Source organism: Microcoleus sp. F10-B2 (assembly GCF_036704965.1).
Taxonomy (GTDB): domain Bacteria; phylum Cyanobacteriota; class Cyanobacteriia; order Cyanobacteriales; family Microcoleaceae; genus Microcoleus.
In genome coordinates, this window is sequence record NZ_JAUBTB010000029.1 from 36,208 (window position 1) to 59,526 (window position 23,319).

A 23,319-nucleotide genomic window follows, 5' to 3' on the forward strand; every position below is an offset into this window, starting at 1 on the left:
AGATCGATCGGGCATATATAATTTTTACCCAAATGAAATTTTTGTATTTACTTCTAGTTACTGCTACATTACTTTTATACCCTGTCAAGTTTGCCCGTCCCGCTGCATCTCAACCAGCCCCGCAGCGGGCCGAAATTCAGACGCCAGAGTGGCAGCCATTTTGCTCGGCGATGGGTCAGTTTGCGATCGATATGCCGGGAACTCCCAAAATTAATTCGGAAACTTTTTCAACTCAAGTTACCGCTCATACATACAGATCGATCTTAAAAAACAAAGAAACTTATTTACTTCAATACTTTGACCTAGATTTCCGGCAAAGCAACAATAATATTAAAATTACTTTAAATAATGCCGTTGATTTCTTTGTCGTGGGGGCGAATGCAAAATTGTTGCAAGTGCGGGATATTTCCCTCGGAGGCTATCCAGGAAAAGAGTTTGAGTTTCAGCAGCTTTCCCCCACTGAACCTGTAGGTGTAGGTCAAGTTTTTTTGGTGGAAACGCGCGTTTACGGGCTGGTTGTCACTTCCCCAGAACCCGAAAATGCTCAAAAATTTCTTGACTCTTTTCGTTTGTTTTGAAGCCGGAAGTTCGGCAACCAGCAGTGTACGAGATTTAACGGATTTAACGGATGGATGTTGAGAGAACTGGGAAGAGGGCAAAATTAGTTGGGGATGGCGATCGAATTTATTGATAAAACTTACACTTTTAGGACTTAGGCACGATTGTTGAGAAATCGGTTTTTTTACGAAAAGACCCGTTGTAGACCGCACGCGGGCGTAAAAAACCCGGTTTCGCACGGGCCGCGACGGGTAAGTCCTGGCTTTTAAACTTGGTGTACAGGAAAATATTCGCTTTACTAACTCAAAATCTCGGAATTAACCGGGTTTCTGAGGAATAGTGCTTCCCCGACTAATTAAGTTAAATTAAAGCTAAGACCTGATTTGGTTTTTTGTACTCTATCTAACGACATAGATAAAATTTACACCTGTGGATCGATGTACCTGCTTCCTCAAGTTTATATATTTTAGATAAGGATTTTCAAATCCCAGAAAAAACAAACGCAGAAAACACAAACAAAGATTTTGTAAAGATTCTGTATTGCATAATCTGGCTCAACGAAGAAGTCAGGTTCATCGAAAGCTTACCCGGAGGTTATTAACATATTATGAACAAACTAACACCAGTTATCCTGAGCGGCCTCTTATTATTTGGAGCTGCTGCTTGCAGCGAAGGAGCTAAAACTAGCGCTGATTCTCCTAACTCTACCACAGAAAATCGCAATAGCCCACCCCCAGCCGAGACAGTTCAAAAAACTCAGGGTGACGCAACTAGCGACGTTCGCAAAGCACAAGCAAATTCTGATATCAGGGCCAGAGAACAGCGCAACAATGTAACGGGTGGCGATGCCATAAGAGCTGATGGCGACCTCCAAAGTGAAGTGCGATCGAAGTTAGAAGTAAACATCACTAAAGGTCAGCTAACTGTTGACGCAAAAGAGGGGATTGTCACCGTAGGTGGCACAGTTCCCAATGAAACTGATTTAGCTAAAATTAAGCCACTAGCTAAAGAGATTAAGGGTGTTAAAGATGTCAATGTTACGGCTGTTGTCGCCCCCGCTGCACCCGCATCGCCTAGCAGCAGTCAATAAATTAGAAGGAAGAAGTCAGAGGGAAAGATGTAGTTATCTAGGATAGAAGTCTGAGGGAAGAGGGTAAAGTTTGGCATTGTAAGATTGCTTGCGGAGCAGATTACAAGGCTTAGGTGACTCTCTAGAGAGATCGGGGTTTTAAGTGAAAGAGTTTAAATTTAATTTAAAATTCACTCACTAAAAACTCGTGCAATACCTGCAACTTCCCCTTCCCAATTTCCGATTTTCATGCCGGATCGAGAGTTTGAAACCAGCCTGAAGATAGAGCGGGAAGTTATTCCCAGCGACCGATGAAAATTGTTGGGAAAAAATGACTAAATGTGATTGATGGCAGAGCATAAATTCTGTGGTTGTGTAAAAGTAGTATATTTTTCAGGAGAAAAAAAATGGCTTTAGGTCAACACAAGCGAGCTGTAGGAGCATTTTCTAATTACCGAGATACGGAACTAGCCCTGCTGGAACTGCAAAGTAGCGGGTTTCCGATGAATAAAGTTTCGGTAGTTGGGGAAAATCTCGATCGCAGCGATATTGCCGGCGCTAGCGCTGGTAAGGGTACCGACGAGAAAGTGGGTGGTGGCGCAAAAGCAGGCGCGACAGCAGGAGCCGTGACGGGCGGTTTGATTGGATTACTCGGAAGCATTGGAGCGCTAGCAATTCCGGGAGTTGGCCCGGTGATGGCGGGGGGCGCGATCGCAACTCTGCTCGCCGATACTGTAGTCGGAGGCGCGATTGGGGCTGCTGCGGGCGGTTTGGTGGGCGGTTTGATCGGTTTGGGAGTTCCCGAAGCAAAAGCTAAAGTTTATAGCGATCGCGTCTCGCGCGGTGAATATTTGGTATTCGTAGAAGGAACAGATGCCGAACTTGCCACAGCCGAAGGAATTCTGAGCGTGCGGGGCATTCAGGATTGGGGCATTTACGATGTGCCTGCAGACACCGGCCGCAGAGCGGGGGGCCGCCAGAAGCGCGCAGTGGGAGTATTTTCAACCCGCCGCGAGACGGAACACGCACTGGGAGAACTGAGAACTGCAGGTTTCGACATGAATCGGGTTTCGGTCATCGCTAAGGATGCTGAGTCTAAAGGCGACATCGCAGGTATTGACGTGCACGACAGCGCGGACAACAAGGCGGATGAAGGAGCGACTAAGGGCGCACTCACAGGCGGCACTTTGGGCGGTTTGACAGGCTTGTTGGTAGGTCTGGGCCTAGTGGCAATTCCGGGAATCGGGCCGATTATGCTGGCAGGAGCTTCAGCTACGGCGATCGCCACTACACTCGCCGGTACGGCTTTGGGTGCGGCAGCAGGCGGCTTGATCGGAGCTTTAGTCGGTATGGGAATTCCCGAAGAGGAAGCTAGAGCATACAACGATCGCGTGGCAAGGGGAGATTACTTGGTACTGGTTGACGGCAGCGAAGCAGAAGTCGCTAAAGCTGAAACCATTCTGAGCCGCGGAGGCATTCAGCATTGGAACACCTACGACTATCCCAGCAGCGTCGATAGTGCTCGGGCTGATTACGGTGCTCCTGGCACTCCAGGGGTTGATACTACGGCTACTATTTACGATCCCAATCAGGGCGTTACGGGCAACCGTCGGGTTTGATAGTTCAGACTTTGTTGGGGTATTGTTTCTAATTCCGGCATGGTAGTCGCATTCGCGCACTCGGATTGTGGAAAGCGATCGAACCAACACGGGCGAGCTAGGGGTTGTACCCTTTGCCGCTAAAATTATCTCAAAAGTCGGCTTTTTCTCTGAAAGCTGGCTTTTGTTTTGTTCTGGAAACTTAAAAAAAAAGCGACCTGTCAAAAGTTTAATTTTGATTGGCAAGGTGGGCGACACCGCCGGTGGCTCGATCGGCTCCCTTAATTTTTACATCCTAAATCTGCAGTGTTTTTTTAGTCTGTAACACTCACTACTGCTCGATTGCAAACCCCGCAGTATTATCAAATTTGATGACATAAATTACAGCAGATATTGCCCGGTTAGTCAAAGAACGACTATCTTTAATTATGGGGCGGCTACTTTCAGCAACTTATACAGGTGAAATAGGCAGTCCCGCGCGCTGAGTACGGCCTGCGGTGGTCGGCAACTATTAGAATAATAATATTGTCGGAGCCTTCGGGCAAGACTTGGGCTGGTCATTGCTTGGCTGTAGCAACCCAATTGCCGTTGGCAAGACCTGCTAAAGGAATACAGTTTTTCTGGGAATGCCTCAGCGAAGCATTTGAGAAGCCCAGGAAAAGCTTTTATGTCCGGGAGCGCGTCTGGTATCGGGCGTTCTGTTAATTAGAACCGCAAGCGCTCATGGATCGAGCAAAGATTGACAGCAAGCACAGCAGCGCGGGAGCACAATGGCTCGCGGCGCATTTTTTCGCGAAATCTCAGGCTACTGGCAGCGTATTGCTGGCGGAGCCTGCGACTCGCTCAGCACTCCGAGGGAAACAGCCTTCCTGTTGGATTTCACGCTGTGCGCAGCACAGTGGGGGGAGGTGAAACTAGCTGAGCTGACCGGGCTCTGCTTTCATGGGCGATCGAACATAGAAGGCGCTTATCTAGAAGGCATTCGGGGTTGAAGCTCCGATATCTTGTTTCTTGATTGCACTAATAAATTCGATCGTCTGTACCAGCAATTTTTCGGGTCAGAATGCGGCGCAGAGCGCGCCAGCAATAGCCAAAATATTCGATCGACCTTAACAAGAGCGATCGACAACTTCTCGGTATTTTGGTAAAGGGTTAGCAGTTAATAGTTAGTGATTAGCAGTTACTATAAATACAACTAACTGCTAATCACTAACATCAACCGCCGACTAATTACTAGCAAAATCAGACTTACAGGGCTTAACGCCGCGAGCAATTCGGTTTATTCATGACTGCGCGCTGACCAACCCCAGATTTTTTACGATAAACCCGGTTTCTCGTAAGTTATAACTAAGTTAGCAGGGTGATGCTAGGAATCAACCAGTTGTGACAATTGTTACCGTGGCAGTATTGGTTGAAAAAACTTACTACCAAACACGATAGTACAAACTTTCAGACAACATAGAACATCGAGAAATTAAGGAAACTCACTCAATTTTTTTATGAATTTCACTGAGCTTTTAAGTGCCGATGAACTTTTAACTAGACATAGAAACGGGGAACGAGATTTTCGAGGGGCTAACCTCATTGCAGCTCATTTGAGTGAAGCTAATCTCAGTCGCACAAATTTGAGCAGCACTAATTTGAAAGAGGCCAACTTAATTAGAAGCAAACTAATTGGAGCTAATTTAAACGGTGCAGACTTGAGCGGGGCTAATTTATCTAAGGCGAAATTAATTGAAGCTAACCTCGGCAGTTGTAGTTTAACTGGAACTGTGGCGCTCGCAGCAGATTTTAGCGGAGCAAATCTCAGCGGCGCAATATTGTCTCAGGCTGACTTGAGCAAAGCTGTGATGACTGGAGCCAGCTTAGTAGGAGCTTGTTTGCTAAGCGGCTCGAAACTAACTGAGGCTAATTTGAGCGGGGCGACGCTGAGCCGAGCAATTATGAGCGGGGTTGATTTAAGCAGAGCAAATCTGACTAGAGCGATTCTCAGCGAGGTTGATTTGAACGGGGCGAACCTGAGCGGGGCAACTTTAATTCGGGCTTATCTCAATCGCGGAAATCTTAGCGGCGTCAATTTGGTTGGGGCTTCTTTGAGCGAAGCAAGTCTGCGGGAGGCTTGTATTTGTGCTGCTAATTTGAGCGGTGCTGACTTGAGCGGTGCTGACTTGAAAGGAGCTAATTTAAATGGCTCTAATTTGAGCGGTGCACACTTGCAAGGAGCTAATTTGAGTCAAACCAATTTGAATGGTTTGATTCTGCACAATGCTGATTTGAGGGCTGCGAATTTGAACAAAGCTTCTTTGCGGGGAGCTAACTTGAGCGGTGCGAATTTGTCTGGTGCTAGCTTGCTGGAAGCGGATTTGCGGGGGGCGAATTTGAGTCACGCCAATTTGTCGGGAGCCGGTTTGCTGCTGAGTTCTCTGACCGGAGCGAATTTGACAGGAACTAATTTGTCGGAGGCTAATTTGATTGGGGCGAGCTTGAATGTTGCTAATTTGAATGAAGCAGCTTTGGGCGGGGCGATTTTGCCGAATGGAGCTACTCACAGCCGGGATTGATAAGTTGAGCAACCATAATTAAGTAGCTCAACCTCAAAAAACCGAAGACAGAGAAACCCGGTTTATGTAGGGGCGGTGCCCAGAGTGCCAGCCCTTGCTGGTTTCTGGCTTCTCCACCGCCTGGAGCTGATTAAGGCGGTTGAGCTTTAACCGCATTCTAGCGAAAGCAGACTTTGGCAGGAAATATCGATCGCCCTTATCGAACTCCAATCGAACTCAACCTGCACTCGACCAGGGTCAAAGTACCAAAAAAAACCCCGGTGCGATCGCGCTGGCAGCTATTTTGGAAATATTTTTGGAATTTACTTGAAAATTTATGGACGCCGTGCTATCGTCAAAAGGTTTGAGACATTATGAGTTAGAGGTAAAACCCCGCAGAATGAAACAATTGGGAACCCATCTGGTCGCTGATGCTTGGCAGTCTCCAGGAGACCTGCTCAACGATCCTGAACGTATCCGCCGCGCTATTCTCGATGCGATCGAAGCCGGAGGAGCTACTCTCATCGATTTGTGCGTACACCAGTTTAGTCCTCACGGAGTGACAGCTACTGCTACTTTGGCAGAGTCTCATATAGCAATCCATACTTGGCCTGAACACGGTTATTTTGCAGCAGACTTATTTTTCTGCGGAGCCGGCGACCCTCACCGAGCCATGAAGGTGCTACAGACAGCTTTGGAAGCTAAACAGGTAAAACTCACTGAGTTTACGCGCGGTTTCGAGCCCGGGGTGGGCATCCTAGAATCTGCTTGTGAAGAGCAGTATGCGCCTCGTGCAGTAGAAACGAGTGCCGCCAGAGTATAAGGGCTAATTAGCGTAACTTTCAACATTTTATGCTAGGTTCTGCTTAAAATCCCACGCTTCGAGTCGTGGGATTCTTGTTGCAATTTACTTCCCCTTCAACAAAGGGCGAACCACTAAATAACCTGCGCCGAAGGCGGCAATCACAATCAGAAAAATCGCGATTGCCAACCACAATCCGCTTAAGTCTGAGGTTTTTTTTGGTTGAGAGCGCACGCGGTAAGGAGTTTCCGGCACCTCTGCAAATAATTTTTCTGGAAGTTTCTCCGGCATGGGGGAGGCTGTTGGCTCCGGTTCCGGTAGGGGAAAGGGGAAAGCTACTGCCTGAGGTGGCTGAGGAACGGCAGAGTTAGCCTGCGAGGTTGCAGGTGCTGGAGGCGGAGGTTGAACGCTGAAATTGAATTTGACTGACGGCATTTGAGGCATCCCTGTCTGGGTGACGCTCTGAGCCGAGTTGACTACTTGCTGTAGCTGTTGGGATACTTGAATTACTGTTTCTACTTCTCGCCGCAGTTGTTGATTTTGTTGGACTAATTGCTGATTGTGGGTTTTGAGGGAGTCGAGCATCGCTTGGGCTGCTTGCAGCTCCGCGGTGACTTCTCGATAGAGGGAAATCGGTACCGATGGAGAGTAACTATTTGAGTTTTCAGGGGAAGTATTGTCAGATAAGGTAGTATTTTGCATAATTGTAGATGGCGAGGGTGAACTTGTTTTAGTTTAGCCTGAGAGTATTTGCAATTAGATCGATCGCAACACAATTCGTCAAGATATTTGTTACAGATATTGATCGTAAATTTAATTAAATGTTACAAGTTTTTAGTCGATCGCTATGAACAACTACGCAGCCGAAGAAACTATGTCCCAAAAGTCAAGCACCGAGGAAATGAAATACGGCGAACGCCAGATTTTGGAAGGCGAGTTAATTACTTTCCCAAATCCGCGAGTCGGGCGGCGCTACTTGATTAACATTACTTTGCCGGAGTTTACTTGCAAGTGTCCGTTTTCTGGCTATCCAGATTTTGCGACAATTCACGTTACTTACGTACCCGACGAGCGGGTGGTAGAGTTGAAGGCGCTCAAACTGTATGTTAACAGTTATCGCGATCGCTACATTTCTCACGAAGAATCGATCAATCAAATTTTAGACGATTTTGTGGCAGCTTGCGCGCCGCTGGAAGCGACGATTAAGGGCGATTTTTCGCCGCGGGGGAACGTCCACACCGTGATTGAGGTGTCGCACCAGAAGTAGGGCGGGTATTAAGCGGTTGTTGCATTGAGATTTAATTGTGGGGCGGCGTCGGAGCACCGGCCCACAAGAGTTTTAAGAAATAAAATTTTTAAAATTAGTAAGTAATTGTAGGGTGCGTCAGCGCCGCCCTCTCAAGATGCTCAAAAAGTCCCTCAAAAGCTTAAAATCTCGTAGTTTATAGGGTATGTACTGCGCATCGGTTGAGTTTGTCGCCTACCGGAGAGTACCTGTTGACCTGCGTTTCAGCTTTTTGATTTTGAAACCAAAACTCCGTAGAGTAATTTTTATTACTTGAAATGTGAAAAATCGGAAGGTGAAATAAGCTGTCGCGCATTTAAATTGTATATTCAGGGCGGGCGGGACGCCCACCCCACAAAAGTTTGATTTTTTTTTGACAGACAATTTAAATGTCGCAACAGCTTAGAGGTTTTCTGCTGTTCTCCGGTTCACATTAACCACCTCGACAAATCTGGCAAGGCGCACCCTACAAACTCAACTAATCTTTTTGATATTTATCGTTGGTGTAAGGTGCGCAGTGCGCACCCTACGGTTAGGTTTGACTTGCAACAGAAGTCTCAGTAATCGCACTTTTTTCCTCGGCTGTTTTCGATTCGGCCAACTTGTCCAAAATCTCCACAACTTCTCTTTCAAAAGTCACCTGAGCGCGATTTGTGCGCCCGCCGACGTATAGTTTGCCGTTTTTTTCCAAAGCCCAAATCTGCGAGTGAGACAGATAGCTCATCAGCACGCTGAGCATCAGCAACCCGAAGCCAGTATAAACTATTGGAATTCCCGGATCGGCTTTAATTTGCAATCCCGTACTGCCTACAACCTCGTCAATTGCCAGCATCACTCCGTTAACTTCAACCGCTGTGCCGGCGCGAACTGTAGTTAACAATTTGCCATCCGTACCGTACACTAACATCGTTCCTTGCAAGTCTTTTGCTAGCAGAGAAACTCCCGCACTCAAATCTGGTTTTGTCGGAATCCAAGCACCCCAAATCCGGCCTTTACCTTGGGTGTCTAGCTGAGCCATTGGCAATTGTAAAACCGGGCTTTTGTTGAGGCGAACTCGCACGGCGGCTATTGCCCAATCTGCTTGATAAAATGTGACTCCCCGGTATCTGAGGGGCTCGTTAACGTGAATGGTTTTGCGATCGACCTCTTGGCCTGTTTTGTCCAAAACTGACAGGTCAGAGTAAAATTGGTCGATGCCGCCTTCGGGAGTATAATCTATCCAAAACCGATTAACTCGCATCGACCAATCCTTCGGTATTTGCGGCCGGGCCCAAGGCCCCGCATCCAGGATATTCTGCACCTGAAATGTTTCGCCGCTGGGAACCATTTCTTGACCGAGAAATCCCGTCATCGCGCCCCACATCGACCCAGCTAAAATAATTAGCATACTGGCGTGAACAATAATCGGGCCGATTTTACCAATTATTCCCTTGCGAGCATAAACTTTTTCGCCTTCTCGAAATATGCGGTAGTTTTTTTGCTGCAAAAGTTGTTCTAACGAACTTAAAGCAACTGTTTCTAATTCCGCACTGAGAGCTAATTTTTCAAACTGCTTTGGTTCTTCATAAAATTTCCAGCGGCGGGCGGCTTTTAATGCGGGAAATTGTCGGGTAAACGTACAAGCTGTTAAGCTGCTGCCGAACAAAATTAGGATTGACAAAAACCACCAAGTGCGGTACACGTGGTCGAGTCCTGCAATTAGCACAACTTTCCAAGTTAGAAAGCCGAACAAAGCCGGGTGTTCTGGATAGTTAGATTGGTAAAAGGGTACTGATTGGCCTTGTTCGATGACGGTGCCCGAAATGCTGAAAAATGCGATCGCCAGCAGCAAGATAATTGCCAGCCGCAAATCTGCTAGCACCGGCAAGATTTCTCGCTTGAAAAACCTTTGAGGGGCAGTCGCCCAGCTTGAGAGTTTGGATAGAAATACTTCTTTGGATGTCATTGGTAATTATGAAGGAAGTTCGGCAACGGATTGTGTAACGGATGTAACGGATGGATGGAAGTTCGGCAACGGATTGTGTAACGGATGTAACGGATGGAAGAAGGGAGAAGGAAGAAAGAGGAGGGAAAAACAAAAAATGAACAAAATATTATTATTTTTATCGAGCCAGTCTCAATCTATTTTGAATTCTTTCTCTTTTCTTTCTTTCTTCCTTCGTGTTCTAGCGCTTACGCGCGGCTTCGCCTAACGCGTCTTCGCGGTTCGTAAAAAAAAACTTAATTCACGCATTCAGTAGAGATTGCTATATCTCTAAATAAGGACTGAATTCCTGACAACGAAACTTACGCGGGAAGGATGCGGGAAAGCAGAGAGAAAACGCCAAATCCTACTAGCAAAACGCCGCTAACAGGCGTAATCCAACTCGACCACCGACGCAATTCTAACAACTTTTTAATGCTGGCAGTAAAAGTACCTGCTACAATCAGCGGAGCGACATAGCCAGCAGCGTAAAACAGCAGCAACACACCACCTAAAACTGTATCTCCCGTTTTGGAAACCCAAGCTAAGAGTGTAGCTAAAACTGGCGTGCTGCACGGAGACGCTACTAAACCAAAAGTTAAGCCCAATAAGTACGATCGCACGCCCGCAGGCAAATCTTTCGGAACCCACCCCACAGCATCGAAAGACGGCATTTGCAAGGGTAAAGCTTCGAGTAAATTCAGCCCCATTAGAATAGCAATAATGCTGACAACAATCGGCAAACCCAGGCCAATTTTGCCGTAAACTTGTCCGGCAAATGATGCCACAATACCTAAACCCGCGAGGGTTGTGGCCAATCCCAGGGAAAACCAAGCCGACTGGGCGGCGGCTTGCAGGCGGCTTTTTGCTTCGTACCCACCGATGTAACCGATCGTGATCGGCAACATTGAAAGCATACAGGGCGTTAAGCTCGTTAGCAACCCTGCCAGAAAGATGACTCCGACGCTGACTAAACTCAGGTTTGTCAGTTGAGTGTTTACTAAAGTATTAGCAAATTGTGCGAGTTCGTAAAGTTGGGTTTGCAGGGTTTCCATCAGTCGATTTTAGATTTTAGATTTTAGATTTTAGATTTTAGATTTTAGATTTTAGATTTTAGATTGACTCCACAGCCCATCGATTTTAGATTTTAGATTTTAGATTTTAGATTAACTTCACAGCCGATCGATTTTAAATTTTAGATTTTAGATACTCCACAATCGATTTTAGAGAGACTCCACAGATGAATCTGGGAGCTTAAACTAAATATCTAATATTTTTGGTCTTCACGACTCCTGTCGGGGACTTGTATCCCTAGGCAGGTGACTTCAGGTTCGGGGCTGTTCTGGGTTTGTTGAAAATTGTAACAGATGCGCGCAGGTTTGGTTTGAGATTTAAGATTTTAGCGAGATTTACTGGTTGGGAGCTAAAAGGTCGATCGCACCCTGGTTTAAATTGATCTCTTGACAGCATCCTCAACAAGCTGTGGGCAACGGGCGCTGCTTGGGAGTTGAAAGGTCGATCGCACCCTGGTTTAAATTGATCTCTTGACAGCATCCTCAACAACCTGTTCGCAACAGGCGCAGCCTATTGCACCAGATAATTCCTTGACTGCGAAATCGGCCCGAAAGCTTGTTAGGCAAATTATTCAGACAGACTTTAATTTAACTTTACTTTAAATTAAAGCCACTTTCTTCATTAATAGAGCCGTCTGGCATTATTGCCCCGGCGAGCACTGCACCTCTGAGATTTGCTCCGGTTAAAATAGCGCCTTCTAAATTAGCATTGCTCAAATTTGTGACTTGTTTGGAACCTCGGAAAAAAAAGCTGTGCAAGTCAGCACCAGTCAAATTACTGTCCGCCAAATTAGCATATTGCAAGTCAGCACCGTGCAGCGTCGCCTCCGTTAAATTAGCTTGGGTGAGATTGCTTCCCCAAAGTCGAGAATCTAACAAATTAGCCTTTTGTAAATTAGCGCGACTCAGATTTGCCAAGGTCAGATTAGCATCCCACAATTTTGTGGAGTTAAGATTAGCTTCTGTCAAATTTGCTCGACTCAGATCAGTGCCTAAAATATCAGCATTTGCTAAATTAGCGCCGCTGAGGTCGGCGCCTGAAAGGTCAGCATTTTTTAAGTTAGCACTGGACAAATTTGCGCCGGACAAATTTGCGCCGCTCAAGTTGGCTTCTTGGAGATTAGCTCCCCGCAAATCGACAGCGTTCAAATCGCACTGCTTCCACAAAAAACTGACGCACCAATTATGTTTTAATAGCTGACTCAAATCCTCTGCATTTTCTGCCATAACAGGAGGAGTTAAGTAGAGAGTGAACAGGACGATCGCCAACACTGCCGCGAACAAAATTTTCAACCTCATAACTCTTTTCATTGACACTAATTTGCGCCATAAATTATTGATGTCTAATCAAAGCATAACAAATAACCTGCAACTTTCCTCAGCAAGATTACTCAAAAATATTAGTGAAATGTTAATCAGCGTGGGCGCAGGCACAAACTTAACTCAGGCACCCTTAGACGCGCTTTGAGTGAGAAACACGCTTGCTTTACAGATGCCTCGCTGCCAAACTAATATTTTTCCTAAAAACCCGGTATAAGATGACCGCAAGCTCGATCGGGATTTACGGACAGAATATCGCTACAAAGTGATACTTGCCCCTGCAGTTGCGATCGCACCTGCAGGGGCATACCTGCAAACAATCCTGGTAGGAACTGCTGAATATGGGAATCAAGAAACCGTTCGTGTAGCCTAAAAAGCTTATCTTTAAAGGGTTGTAGGCGTAATTTTTCTTAATTGCGATCTGCATCACTAACTAAGCCTAACCATCCTCACACAACTCAAGCCCCAGCATCACCCAATATCATCAAACTTATCACGTTCTTGAGAGTATGGATATCACTGCCAATAGGTCAAATATCGAGCAAAATGAGAGCATACAGTTAAACATTTCCCCTCTCATGCCTACAATCCCCATTCTCCAGAGCCAATTAGTTGTCACAACTATTTTCCATTCGATCGAATCTTTGCGATTCCCTAATATTGCAGGCAAAGTATTTTCGGCCGAGCAAGCTGAATCTCGACAAGAGGCAATTTTAAAGGTTAGCACCAGAAAGTTTTACAATCAGGGTTTAAAAAATCTCAAACAACAAGACTTGCACGGTGCTATTAAAAATTTTACGGCCACAATTAACATTAATCCGCACTTCGCGCCAGCTTACAACGATCGAGGTATGGTCCGCTACAAATTAGGGGAAAAACAGTTGGCAGTAGAAGATGTAACTACCGCCATCGAACTCAATCCTTGCCGAGCCAAGTATTACAGCAATCGAGGGTTTATGCTGACTCGTTTAAAAGATTATACTGCGGCGATCGCAGATTACAACTCGGCACTGCGGCTCAACCCCAATTTCACCCAAGCTTATTTTAACCGAGGTGCTATCCGCCTGCAAATGCAAAATTCCCTGGCAGCACTAGCTGACTTTGAGTCAGCAATTCGCCTCGATCGCGATTTTGCTAAAGCTTACTTCAACCGGGGAGTGACTAGATATAAATTGAGAGAGGTTCAGGGAGCATTTGAGGATTTTCAGAAAGCAGCAGGGCTTTTTAAGCAGCAGGGGAGAATGGATTATTATCAAGATGCAGTTTCTAAAATTACAAAGCTATGGTATTAGTTGAATTGGGAATTGGGAATTGGTAAGGTGCGCACCGCGCACCTTACAGCTATAATTATGGGGTCAGTATTGTTAAAGTTAGCCAATTCTTAAGGCGGCGTCGCCGACTGGCAAGTCATTGGGACGGGAAGCAGTAGAAAAGTTAATTGCAAAAGCAGCGTTTTGAACTGCTGCCGGGGCGGCATTTTGAACGACAGCCAAAGTAACTCCTCCAAATTGAATGAGTGTGTTGCTGCCGGATTGGGTGAATGAGGTGTTGGATAAATTGCTGGTTAAGCCAATGCGATCGCCATCTCCCGGCCTAAAATCAACAATTATATCGCTCGCCGCATCCAACTCCAGATTTTCACCCGTAACCAGAACAAACGTATCAGTACCGCCACCACCAGTGAGAGTATCGCTGCCAATATCGCCCACTAAAATATCGTTACCATCGCCGCCGATTAAAACATCGTTGCCTCTGCCGCCTCGCAAAAAGTCGTTACCAGCATCGCCATTGAGACTATCGTCGCCGAGATTTCCGTTGATAATATCGTTGCCAACACCGCCGCTAATCGAGTCGTTACCTTTGCCGCCTCTAAGAAAGTCGTCGCCTGCTTCGCCAGTGATGGTATCGTTACCTTGGCTGCCATTAATTGCATCATCAGTGGGTGAACCGACGATGCGATCGTTTGCGCTACCTCCTACTACACCGTTAGAATTTTGCTGAGAGTCTTGGGAAGTGACTTGATAGTTGTTCGGGGTGTTTGCCAATCGGAGAGCTCGCAAAGGCAAATTTACAAAATTGGTACTGTTAATGAAATCGTTGAGGACATTAACATCGCTAATGATGCTAGAAACCCGACTGGGGACGATTCCTTGAACGACTTTTGCAGTCGAAATGCGATCGCCCTGCTGCACCGCATTCACCGTTTCAAAACCTTGAATAACGTTGCCAAAAACAGCATAATTACCATCCAAAAATGGCAGATCATCCAAAGCAAAATAAAACTGCGAAGAAGCCGAATTCAAAGCATTAGAACGAGCCATTGCCACAGCCCCTCGATTGTGCTGCAACTGCGGGATCTGGGTTACAACTTGGTTGTAAACAGGTTGCGCGGCCCCTTGCGGCTTAATTTCCAAAGGAATAAAACGCGCCTGATTGGTATCCGGGTCAATAAAATTACCCGTTCCCAATTGACTTGCTGGAATTGTAGTATCTTTGCTGCGCGGATCGCCTCCTTGCACCACAAAAGGATCTGGCTGGCGCACAACTCGGTGAAACATCACCCCGTCGTAAATGCCGCGTTCAACTAAGTCAACAAAATTTCCTCCAGTAATCGGGGCATTAGTGCCGTCTACTTCGATCGCAACGGGTTGACCGTTAATTACCTGGACTACTATAGCTTTGCCTGTTAACGGGAGTGCAGCGCTCATGGGTAAATTGCTATTTGAGTGAGTGATCTTTGGGTTTTAGAAGCAATCCGCGAATTGCCCCTACCCATTTAATCAGAAAACTGTAAACTTGTCTTAAGTACAGTTCTACTTCTAAATTTATGATGTCCCGTCGCAAGTTTTTTAGCACTTTATTGGCAATTTGTCTAGTTTTTCTAAGTTTCAATTTTGCCACACCTGCATTTGCCCTCGGTGGCAAGCTTCCCACGGTGAATGAAGCCGCACCGGATTTTAGTTTGCCGACAAACAGCGGCGACGGACAAGTGTCCCTGTCCGATTATCGCGGTAAGTGGCTGGTAGTCTATTTCTATCCGAAAGACTTTACATCGGGTTGTACGATCGAAGCCCGGAGATTTCAGGAAGACTTGCCGAAATACTTGGCAAAGAATACTCAAATTATCGGTATTAGCGCTGATGATGTCAACTCTCACGCGGAATTTTGCGATTCGGAAGGTTTGAAATTTCCGCTGTTAGCTGATACCGACGGCCAAGTGAGTAAAGCTTACGGTTCTTGGATGAGTTTTATCTCGGCGCGGCACAGTTTTATTATTGACCCTGAAGGCATTTTGCGGGAAACTTTTGTGAAGATAAATCCGGCTACTCACTCGAAAGAAGTGTTGGCTCGTTTGGGGGAATTGCAGGCTAACGGGTAATTCCATTTTAGATTTTAGATTTTAGATTTTAGATTGGAATCATGGGGAATGACTGAGGAAGCTTGTGTTTGTAGTTAAGACTACATTACTCTGTATTTTCAGAGGATTTTAGTTTTCACTGCAAACGTTATCAGGTTGATTTGACCTCACATCTTGCACCATTTTCAATAATCATTTTTGGGGGGAGCCAGATGCCCAACCCTACTCCCCACAAGAAAATATACTCTTTGTGGAACGGGCATCTTGCCCGTTCTTGACAAAGGTGCAAAATCTCAGTTTTACCGGAAATGATAGCTGGTAACGTGACAAGCGATAAAAGACTAAATCTAAAATCTAAAATCTAAAATCGCCTGTCCTGCCATATTCAATGAGAATTAAACTTGCTATCGACTGCAACAGGTTCGGAAGAAGATTCATTTTCTGAAAATTTTCTATTTCTGCTAGCCATGCGGCGTTCCGGGTCAATTCCCTCGAAGGTTGGCGGCAACCAAACTCGGACTACCAACAACACTCCCAAAACCAGCAAAAATACCCCTGTTGATAATATTTGAACCCAGGGAGTTTCCAGCACTCCCCGCACGATAACTTCTCGCAAAACAGATACTATACAAACTTCCACAGCCACCCCTATCGAAACGCGCTGCTCTTGCAAGTAAATAATTAGCAACCGAAATAATTTCACCAAAACTAATAAAAATAGAATGTCGGCAGTCACTTGCTGAAAATTCAAAGGAGGTAGCAGCGAGAAGAACATTTCTCGCAGTTCTAGTACCATGAAACAAAACAAACCAATACATAGGGAAATTACAATTAAGTCTTGGACTGTTTCCAGAGCGGTGACGATTAATTGCAAATTCAACCATTGAGGAGGGTGGCTGGACGAGTTGTTTAAACGCTTTTCCATTGACTTATCATGCAACTTGTTTGACTTTCTTACAGCTTAATTGAACTTAGGTTAATCTTTGAGAATTTACAGGTTTAATCTCTTTATCAGTCTCATAAAATTTCGACCGGTTGACAATTTCACACAAACTTTTATTTGCCTCCTAGGTGGCTTGACATTTAGTAAGAGTTTATGCTATCCACATCAGGCAATAAGTAACTTTGATATCTAAAAAATAGAAGTCTGAATGCTAAAATGCTGCAACTGCTATAAAATATGATAATTGTAAAGAATTATTGACCACAGCTTGATAAACTCAAGCTAGTGACTCTCGGCTTTAATCGTACAAAAGCCGGAAAGTCAACCGAAAAACCAAAAGTAATCCAGAGAGGATTGAACACAATGGCATTTGAACTTGCACCGTTACCGTTCGCCGCTGACGCCCTAGAGTCAGATCATATGTCTGCCGAAACGTTTTCGTTCCACCACGACAAGCACCACGCTGCTTACGTGACCAACCTCAACAAACTGATTGAAGGAACGGAAATGGCGAGCAAATCCCTTGAAGAAATTGTCAAGGAATCTGCGAAAGATCCATCCAAATCCGGCATTTTCAACAATGCAGGTCAAGTTTGGAACCACAATTTCTTTTGGAATTCCCTCAAACCGGGCGGCGGCGGCACTCCGACAGGAGCTTTAGCTGACAAAATCAACGCTGACTTCGGCAGCTTCGACAAATTCAAAGAAGAATTCAAGAATGCTGCGACAACTCAGTTCGGTAGCGGCTGGGCTTGGCTGGTTGTGGACAACGGCACTTTGAAAGTTACCAAAACTGCTAACGCCGACACCCCGGTTGCACACGGCCAAACTCCGCTGCTGACTTTGGATGTGTGGGAACACGCTTATTATTTGGATTTCCAAAACCGCCGTCCCGACTACATTACTAATTTCTTGGATAATTTGGCTAACTGGGATTTCGCAGCAGCCAATTTGGCTGCGGCTTAGTAGCATCTTAGTTTGAGGACTTTCGTCCTCATATCGTGTCCGATCGATTAACCATAATATCCCGGTCGGGGCGGGTTTTTGAGATTGTCCATTGTTGGCAGGTATTGTTGGCTCACGGGCCCCTACAAAAATCGCGGTCGCTCGATCGGACATGATATCACTACAAACCGATAAAGTTTGTAGTGAGGACTAATATCAAATCCGTTAGCACCGGAATAGTAAATTCGAGTTGACTGTTGACTGTCAACCGTCAACAGTCAACATCATGTATGACTGTAACCGGAAATGGTATTAGCAAACAAAAACAGCTTTCAACATTCCTTCGCCTCGGTCTGGTTGGAGTTCAAATCCCAGTTTTTTACAGAGGCTCTGCATCTTGTAGTTGCTATTGAGAATGTAGCCGACGATCGCATCTAATTTCTCTTCCCGACCAATTTGCAGCAGCCGCCTCAATAATTCTGTTCCCAAACCGCGCTGCTGATAGCTATCGCTAACGATCAGGGCAAATTCGGCTTCGTTTGTGCCGTGGAGTTTGCTCAGACGCGCTACTCCCAAAATCCGGTGTTCAGAGGTTTCCGGGTCAAGACGATCGGCTACTAAAACCATTTCGCGATCGTAGTCAATAAAACAAATCCGGGTCAAACGTTCGTGAGCGATGCGGTGCTTTAATTTTACCATGTGAGCGTAGCGCAAATACACGCTCTCTTCGGAAAGTTCTTGGTGGAACAGCACCATCAGCGGCTCATCTTCTGGGCGAATCGGACGGATCGTGATGGGACGATCGCCGTTAGCTGACCAGGTTTGAACGTATTGCGTAGGATAGGGGCGAATCGCGGGTAAAATGGGGTTTTCTGTTGTCTTGAGAACAACGCGGGCATCAAGAGCGATCGCACCTTCAGGAGAAACCAACAGCGGATTAATATCGAGCTCGGAAATTAGAGGTTGCTCTACAATCAGTTGACTGAAACGAACTAATAACTGTTCGAGTTGTACCAGGTCAATTGCCGATCGACCGCGCACTCCTTGCAAAGCTTTATAGATGCGCGTTTGCTCCATCATCCGCCGCGCTAGGGTGGTATTTAAAGGCGGAAGTGCCAGCGATCGATCTTGAAAGACTTCCACTAATTGTCCGCCAGAACCAAACAGCATCACCGGCCCGAATTGGGGGTCGATACTGCTACCCAAAATTAGTTCATAGCCTTCCAAATTCACCATCGGCTGCACGGTTACGCCGAGAAACGCTGCGGGATCGATTGCCCGCACCCGATCGGATATCCCCTCAAAGGCACTAATTACAGCCTTAGCATCGCCTAAATTTAGTTGTACTCCCCCCACCTCAGTTTTGTGAGTAATCGTCTCAGAATGGAGTTTTAGCACCACTGGATAGCCGAGGCGACCGGCAATTTCCACAGCTTCGGCCGCACTCGCTGCAATTTCTGTCGCTACGGTTGGAATGCCATAGGCTGCCAGCAACTGTTTTGATTCGTACTCGGTTAATAGAGTGCGATTGTTTTGGCGGGCGGCAGTCAAAATCTTCGCAGCAGTCGCACACCCGGAAGTCTCGATTTCGCAATCAGCGGGGAGAGAGGGCGTTTCGTAGATCGCGCGCAGGTTGTATGTGTACCGCCACATATAGTTGAATAACCTGACGGCGGTATCGGGATAGGGGAAAGTCGGAATATTTGCCTGATTGAGAATTTGCGTTCCCGCTGACACTTCCACACCGCCCATCCAGCTTGCTAATAAGGGCTTTCCGAGTTTGCTGTAAGACTTGAGTTTTTCTGCGGTTTGGGTGGGATTTGTCATCGCTTGTGGCGTTAGGATGACCAGCAATCCGTCACTATTGGGATCGGGAGCGACAACTTCTAGAGTTTTGGCGTAAAGATCGCTACTAGCATCGCCCAAAATATCGATCGGGTTGTGATGACTCCACTGAGGCGGCAAAAACTCATCAAGCTGCTGCAGCGTCTCCGGTGCCAGATCTGCCAGGGCACCGCCGTCGCTAATTAAGGCATCAGTGGCGATCGCCCCTGGGCCTCCGGCATTGGTGACGATCGATAGGCGGTTGCCCTGCGGTCGCGGTTGCTTGGCCAGAATTTCTGCCATGTCAAACAAATCGGAAATCGTATGTACCCGCAACGCGCCACAGCGGCGGAAAGCAGCGTTAAGCACGTCATCGCTGCCGGTCAAAGCTCCCGTATGGGAAGCGGCGGCTTGGGCGGCGGCGGCGGTACGTCCTACCTTGAGTACGATAATTGGTTTGTCGATCGCCACGGGGCGGGCGGCGGACAGGAACGAACGAGCATCACCCATAGATTCCATGTACAAAACGATACTGTGGGTATGGGGATCGTCTCCGAAATACTCGATCAGATCGCCCCAACCGACATCGAGCATAGAGCCGATCGACACGAAAGCGCTAAAACCGACATTTTCTCCCAAACTCCAGTCGAGAATCGAAGTACAGAGGGCGCCGCTTTGACTGATGAAGGCGACGTTACCCGGACGGGCGATCGTACCTGCAAAAGTAGCATTGAGCCCCAGCACAGGATTCATCACGCCGAGGCAATTTGGGCCGATAATCCGCATTCCGCCCCGACGCGCCTCGGCCATAACTTGCTGTTCTAAAGCCTCCCCAGCCGCACCAATCTCTTTAAAGCCAGCAGAAACAATAATTGCCCCTTTCACCCCAGCAGCGATACATTCGCGGATCACTTGCGGCACCCCAGCAGCAGGCGTAGCAATCACCGCCAGATCCACTCTTTCCGGGACGCTAGCAATGTCAGGATAAGACTTGAGTCCCAAGACGCTGCGGCGCTGCGGATTCACCGGAAAAACTGTTCCGCCAAACGGATTCCGAATCAAGTTCCACAGGAGAGTTCGTCCGACGCTTCCTTCTCTCTCTGTTGCGCCGATTACAGCCACGGACTGAGGTTTAAAAATTCGATCGAGCGGATGGCGCTGTTCTTTCCAAATATCGTGAGCCGGATCGCTCGCAGTGCTTTGATTTCTTGAATTTATCTGCATAATACCCTACTTCAATTAATCAGCAATTAATATTGCTCTGCTTTCGATAAAACTTTTGGCATCAAATCAGAACTATTTTTCTGCTATTCTTCTGCTTTTTATTCCTCTTCTTCTGGTCTTCGCGGTTCGCGACCAAAAATCTCATTGCGGGTTTCCGACCGACCCGCCCTTAAACAACATTTCCGTTGTCAAAGTGTTAGTTCGGAATCCCATTTTGTCAGAGCTTCCTCAAACATCCCAGAGGATGTTCTGCATACTATCTATCTTAATTCTTCCCACAGAATTAGGAAGTCAAGTTTTGTAACAAAGAGCGAACAGGCTATTTAAAATATTGAGATTAAATATATAGTAGATATAGCGGTAGAAAAATAAAAAGTCTATCGCTAACAAAAGATTGAGGTGAAAGGAAGCTATGTTAGTACAATGGCACGGCTTTACTGAAGGCAACTGGACAAAGGAAGTCAACGTCAGAGACTTCATTCAAAAGAATTACACCCCCTACGAAGGGAATGCAGAATTTCTCACAGCACCAACCGAAAAAACCCAGCAGCTTTGGCAAAAAGTTCTGGAATTAATGAAGCAAGAGCGCGAAAAAGGTGTATTGGATGTTGATACAAAAGTTCCCACATCTATCACCGCTCATGCAGCAGGATACATCGATCGCGACTTAGAACAAATAGTAGGTTTGCAAACAGATCGACCTTTGAAACGCGCGATTATGCCCTTTGGCGGGATTCGCGTTGTCAAAGCAGGTTTAGAAGCTTACGGCTATCAGCTAGACCCGCAAACTGAAGAAATATTTACGAAATATCGCAAAACTCACAACGATGGTGTATTCGATGTTTACACGCGCTCGATGCGTCTGGCGAGACGTTCTGGTATCATCACAGGTTTGCCAGATGCCTACGGACGCGGGCGGATCATCGGTGACTACCGGCGCGTTGCTTTGTACGGTGTCGATCGCCTAATTGATGATAAAAAAACACAGCAAGAATCCCTCGAACTAGAGGCGATGGACGAAGCAACAATTCGCTTGCGCGAAGAGTTATCCGAGCAAATTCGGGCATTGTTTGAGTTAAAAGAAATGGCTGCTAGCTACGGCTTTGATATTGGCCGTCCGGCGGCAAATGCACGAGAAGCTGTCCAGTGGGTGTATTTTGGCTACTTGGGAGCAGTGAAAGAACAAAACGGGGCAGCGATGTCTCTCGGCCGCGTATCGACGTTTTTAGACATTTATTTCGGGCGCGATTTGCAAAGCGGCGCGAGTTCAGAACAAGAATTGCAAGAACTGATCGACCATTTTGTAATGAAACTCCGCATGGTGCGGTTTTTGCGAACTCCCGACTATAACGAGCTGTTTTCTGGCGATCCAACTTGGGTAACAGAGGCGATCGGCGGTATCAGCGATGACGGTAGAACATTGGTAACTCGCAACAGTTTCCGATTCTTGCACACCCTCTCAAACCTCGGTACTGCACCAGAACCAAATCTCACCGTTTTGTGGTCGGAAAACTTGCCGGAAAACTTCAAACAATTCTGTGCGAAGGTATCCAGCGAGACGAGTTCGATTCAGTACGAAAACGACGATTTGATGCGCCCTCAATACGGCGATGATTACGCGATCGCCTGTTGTGTTTCTGCGATGCGAATTGGCAAGCAAATGCAGTTTTTCGGCGCGCGAGTTAACTTGGCCAAGACTTTGCTCTATGCGATTAACGGCGGTAAAGATGAGAAGTCCGGCGACCAAATCGCGCCGCAGTTCCCAGCGATTACTACCGAATATCTCGATTATGACGAGGTAAGAGCGCGGTTCCAAGAAATGATGGCGTGGTTGGCAAAAACGTATATCAATACGCTGAATGTCATTCACTACATGCACGACAAATACTGCTACGAACGGCTAGAAATGGCACTGCACGATCGCGATGTTTACCGGACAATGGCCTGCGGAATTGCGGGACTGTCTGTGGTGGCGGACTCGCTCTCGGCGATTAAACACGCTAAAGTTAAAGTGCTTCGCAACGAGCAAGGTTTGGCCGTAGATTACTCGATCGAAGGAGAATATCCAAAATACGGCAATAATGACGATCGCGCAGACAGTCTGGCCATCGAACTCGTGCAAAGGTTCATGAACGAAATTCGCCAGCACAAAACCTACCGCTGCGCTGTAGCGACTCAATCGGTACTGACGATTACTTCTAACGTAGTGTACGGCAAAAAAACTGGTAGCACTCCCGACGGACGTAAAGCAGGCGAACCCTTTGCTCCCGGTGCTAATCCGATGCACGGTCGAGATTCCTGCGGGGCGATCGCATCCTTATCTTCTGTAGCGAAACTGCCTTACAGTGATTGTCAAGATGGCATATCGAATACTTTTTCGATTCTACCGCAGGCCTTGGGCAGAATGGAGAGCGATCGGACTAATAACCTAGTTGGTCTTTTAGACGGTTACTTCCACGATGGCGGCCATCACATCAATGTTAACGCGCTCGATCGGCAAACATTACTAGATGCGATGGAACATCCGGAAAACTACCCCCAGCTAACAATTCGCGTCTCCGGTTATGCGGTTAATTTCATCAAACTTACCCGCGAACAGCAATTAGATGTGATTAAACGGACTTTCCACGAACGTGTCTAAATCCCAGCAGAAAAAACTCGGCGATTGAAACCGCTCAAGAGTCAAACTTTCATCCGAACAGAGGGGGAATGAAGAAGCTGTTAAATGATTAACCTCAATCCCCCCTAGCCTTAAGAAAGGGAGAACCAGAAACTCTCGAACTCCCCCTTCTTAAGGGAGATGCCAGGGGGAGCGAG

The 23,319-nt window shown here is 46.7% G+C and carries 19 protein-coding genes; 12 read left to right on the plus strand and 7 right to left on the minus strand.

Annotated features, from left to right (window positions below):
* The first annotated feature begins 32 nt into the window (after nucleotides 1-32).
* The 7 genes from QUA99_RS13510 to speD all read left to right on the plus strand — a co-directional run bounded on the left by QUA99_RS13510 (nucleotide 33) and on the right by speD (nucleotide 6,588).
* Nucleotides 33-578, plus strand: a complete 546-nt coding sequence (locus tag QUA99_RS13510) for a hypothetical protein (protein ID WP_333237286.1) — start codon at nucleotides 33-35, stop codon at nucleotides 576-578.
* A 587-nt stretch (nucleotides 579-1,165) separates the two neighbouring features.
* The gene (locus QUA99_RS13515; RefSeq protein WP_333237284.1) at nucleotides 1,166-1,648 is read left to right on the plus strand and encodes a BON domain-containing protein; all 483 of its coding nucleotides are present in this window, start codon (nucleotides 1,166-1,168) and stop codon (nucleotides 1,646-1,648) included.
* Between the two features lie 386 nt (nucleotides 1,649-2,034).
* Nucleotides 2,035-3,246: a histidine kinase gene (locus QUA99_RS13520; protein WP_333237282.1), complete on the plus strand. Its 1,212-nt coding sequence runs from the start codon at nucleotides 2,035-2,037 to the stop codon at nucleotides 3,244-3,246.
* A 749-nt stretch (nucleotides 3,247-3,995) separates the two neighbouring features.
* Nucleotides 3,996-4,217, plus strand: coding sequence for a hypothetical protein (locus tag QUA99_RS13525; protein ID WP_333237280.1), 222 nt, complete (start codon nucleotides 3,996-3,998; stop codon nucleotides 4,215-4,217).
* 507 nt (nucleotides 4,218-4,724) lie between these two features.
* Nucleotides 4,725-5,786, plus strand: coding sequence for a pentapeptide repeat-containing protein (locus QUA99_RS13530; protein WP_333237278.1), 1,062 nt, complete (start codon nucleotides 4,725-4,727; stop codon nucleotides 5,784-5,786).
* A 139-nt stretch (nucleotides 5,787-5,925) separates the two neighbouring features.
* Complete coding sequence (locus QUA99_RS13535) at nucleotides 5,926-6,096, plus strand: hypothetical protein (RefSeq protein WP_333237276.1); 171 nt, start codon at nucleotides 5,926-5,928, stop codon at nucleotides 6,094-6,096.
* A gap of 69 nt (nucleotides 6,097-6,165) precedes the next feature.
* The gene (gene speD / locus QUA99_RS13540; protein ID WP_333237336.1) at nucleotides 6,166-6,588 is read left to right on the plus strand and encodes an adenosylmethionine decarboxylase; all 423 of its coding nucleotides are present in this window, start codon (nucleotides 6,166-6,168) and stop codon (nucleotides 6,586-6,588) included.
* An 84-nt stretch (nucleotides 6,589-6,672) separates the two neighbouring features.
* Here speD and QUA99_RS13545 read toward each other — a convergent pair whose 3' ends face one another.
* The gene (locus QUA99_RS13545; protein WP_333237274.1) at nucleotides 6,673-7,269 is read right to left on the minus strand and encodes a hypothetical protein; all 597 of its coding nucleotides are present in this window, start codon (nucleotides 7,267-7,269) and stop codon (nucleotides 6,673-6,675) included.
* Between the two features lie 145 nt (nucleotides 7,270-7,414).
* Here QUA99_RS13545 and queF point away from each other — a divergent pair, with 145 nt between their 5' ends.
* Complete coding sequence (queF, locus tag QUA99_RS13550; RefSeq protein WP_333237272.1) at nucleotides 7,415-7,834, plus strand: preQ(1) synthase; 420 nt, start codon at nucleotides 7,415-7,417, stop codon at nucleotides 7,832-7,834.
* A gap of 550 nt (nucleotides 7,835-8,384) precedes the next feature.
* Here the strand turns inward: queF and QUA99_RS13555 are convergent.
* From QUA99_RS13555 to QUA99_RS13565, 3 genes are all read right to left on the minus strand, one after another.
* Nucleotides 8,385-9,797 (minus strand): cytochrome c biogenesis protein, encoded by a 1,413-nt coding sequence (locus QUA99_RS13555; RefSeq protein WP_333237270.1) that lies wholly within the window; start codon nucleotides 9,795-9,797, stop codon nucleotides 8,385-8,387.
* A 341-nt stretch (nucleotides 9,798-10,138) separates the two neighbouring features.
* Nucleotides 10,139-10,870 (minus strand): cytochrome c biogenesis protein CcdA, encoded by a 732-nt coding sequence (locus QUA99_RS13560; RefSeq protein WP_445251008.1) that lies wholly within the window; start codon nucleotides 10,868-10,870, stop codon nucleotides 10,139-10,141.
* 612 nt (nucleotides 10,871-11,482) lie between these two features.
* The gene (locus QUA99_RS13565) at nucleotides 11,483-12,199 is read right to left on the minus strand and encodes a pentapeptide repeat-containing protein (RefSeq protein WP_333237268.1); all 717 of its coding nucleotides are present in this window, start codon (nucleotides 12,197-12,199) and stop codon (nucleotides 11,483-11,485) included.
* A 587-nt stretch (nucleotides 12,200-12,786) separates the two neighbouring features.
* Between QUA99_RS13565 and QUA99_RS13570 the strand changes: the two genes are divergently transcribed.
* The gene (locus tag QUA99_RS13570; RefSeq protein WP_333237266.1) at nucleotides 12,787-13,500 is read left to right on the plus strand and encodes a tetratricopeptide repeat protein; all 714 of its coding nucleotides are present in this window, start codon (nucleotides 12,787-12,789) and stop codon (nucleotides 13,498-13,500) included.
* Between the two features lie 78 nt (nucleotides 13,501-13,578).
* On the opposite strand, the gene QUA99_RS13575 is transcribed toward QUA99_RS13570, so the two are convergent.
* Nucleotides 13,579-14,916 carry a peptidylprolyl isomerase gene (locus tag QUA99_RS13575; protein WP_333237264.1) on the minus strand — a complete coding sequence of 446 codons (1,338 nt, stop codon included), beginning with the start codon at nucleotides 14,914-14,916 and terminating at the stop codon, nucleotides 13,579-13,581.
* Nucleotides 14,917-15,035: 119 nt separating this feature from the next.
* On the opposite strand from QUA99_RS13575, the gene QUA99_RS13580 reads away from it, so the two are divergent.
* The gene (locus QUA99_RS13580) at nucleotides 15,036-15,587 is read left to right on the plus strand and encodes a peroxiredoxin (RefSeq protein WP_333237262.1); all 552 of its coding nucleotides are present in this window, start codon (nucleotides 15,036-15,038) and stop codon (nucleotides 15,585-15,587) included.
* Nucleotides 15,588-15,951: 364 nt separating this feature from the next.
* On the opposite strand, the gene QUA99_RS13585 is transcribed toward QUA99_RS13580, so the two are convergent.
* Nucleotides 15,952-16,491: a phosphate-starvation-inducible PsiE family protein gene (locus QUA99_RS13585; protein WP_333237260.1), complete on the minus strand. Its 540-nt coding sequence runs from the start codon at nucleotides 16,489-16,491 to the stop codon at nucleotides 15,952-15,954.
* Nucleotides 16,492-16,872: 381 nt separating this feature from the next.
* Between QUA99_RS13585 and QUA99_RS13590 the strand changes: the two genes are divergently transcribed.
* A complete protein-coding gene (locus QUA99_RS13590; RefSeq protein WP_333237258.1) occupies nucleotides 16,873-17,475 on the plus strand; it encodes a superoxide dismutase in 603 nt (200 codons plus the stop codon).
* A gap of 291 nt (nucleotides 17,476-17,766) precedes the next feature.
* Here QUA99_RS13590 and QUA99_RS13595 read toward each other — a convergent pair whose 3' ends face one another.
* Entirely contained in the window at nucleotides 17,767-20,502 is a 2,736-nt protein-coding gene (locus QUA99_RS13595) for a bifunctional acetate--CoA ligase family protein/GNAT family N-acetyltransferase (protein ID WP_333237257.1), read from the minus strand.
* A 412-nt stretch (nucleotides 20,503-20,914) separates the two neighbouring features.
* On the opposite strand from QUA99_RS13595, the gene pflB reads away from it, so the two are divergent.
* Nucleotides 20,915-23,143 (plus strand): formate C-acetyltransferase, encoded by a 2,229-nt coding sequence (gene pflB, locus QUA99_RS13600; RefSeq protein WP_333237255.1) that lies wholly within the window; start codon nucleotides 20,915-20,917, stop codon nucleotides 23,141-23,143.
* The last annotated feature ends 176 nt before the right edge of the window (nucleotides 23,144-23,319 follow it).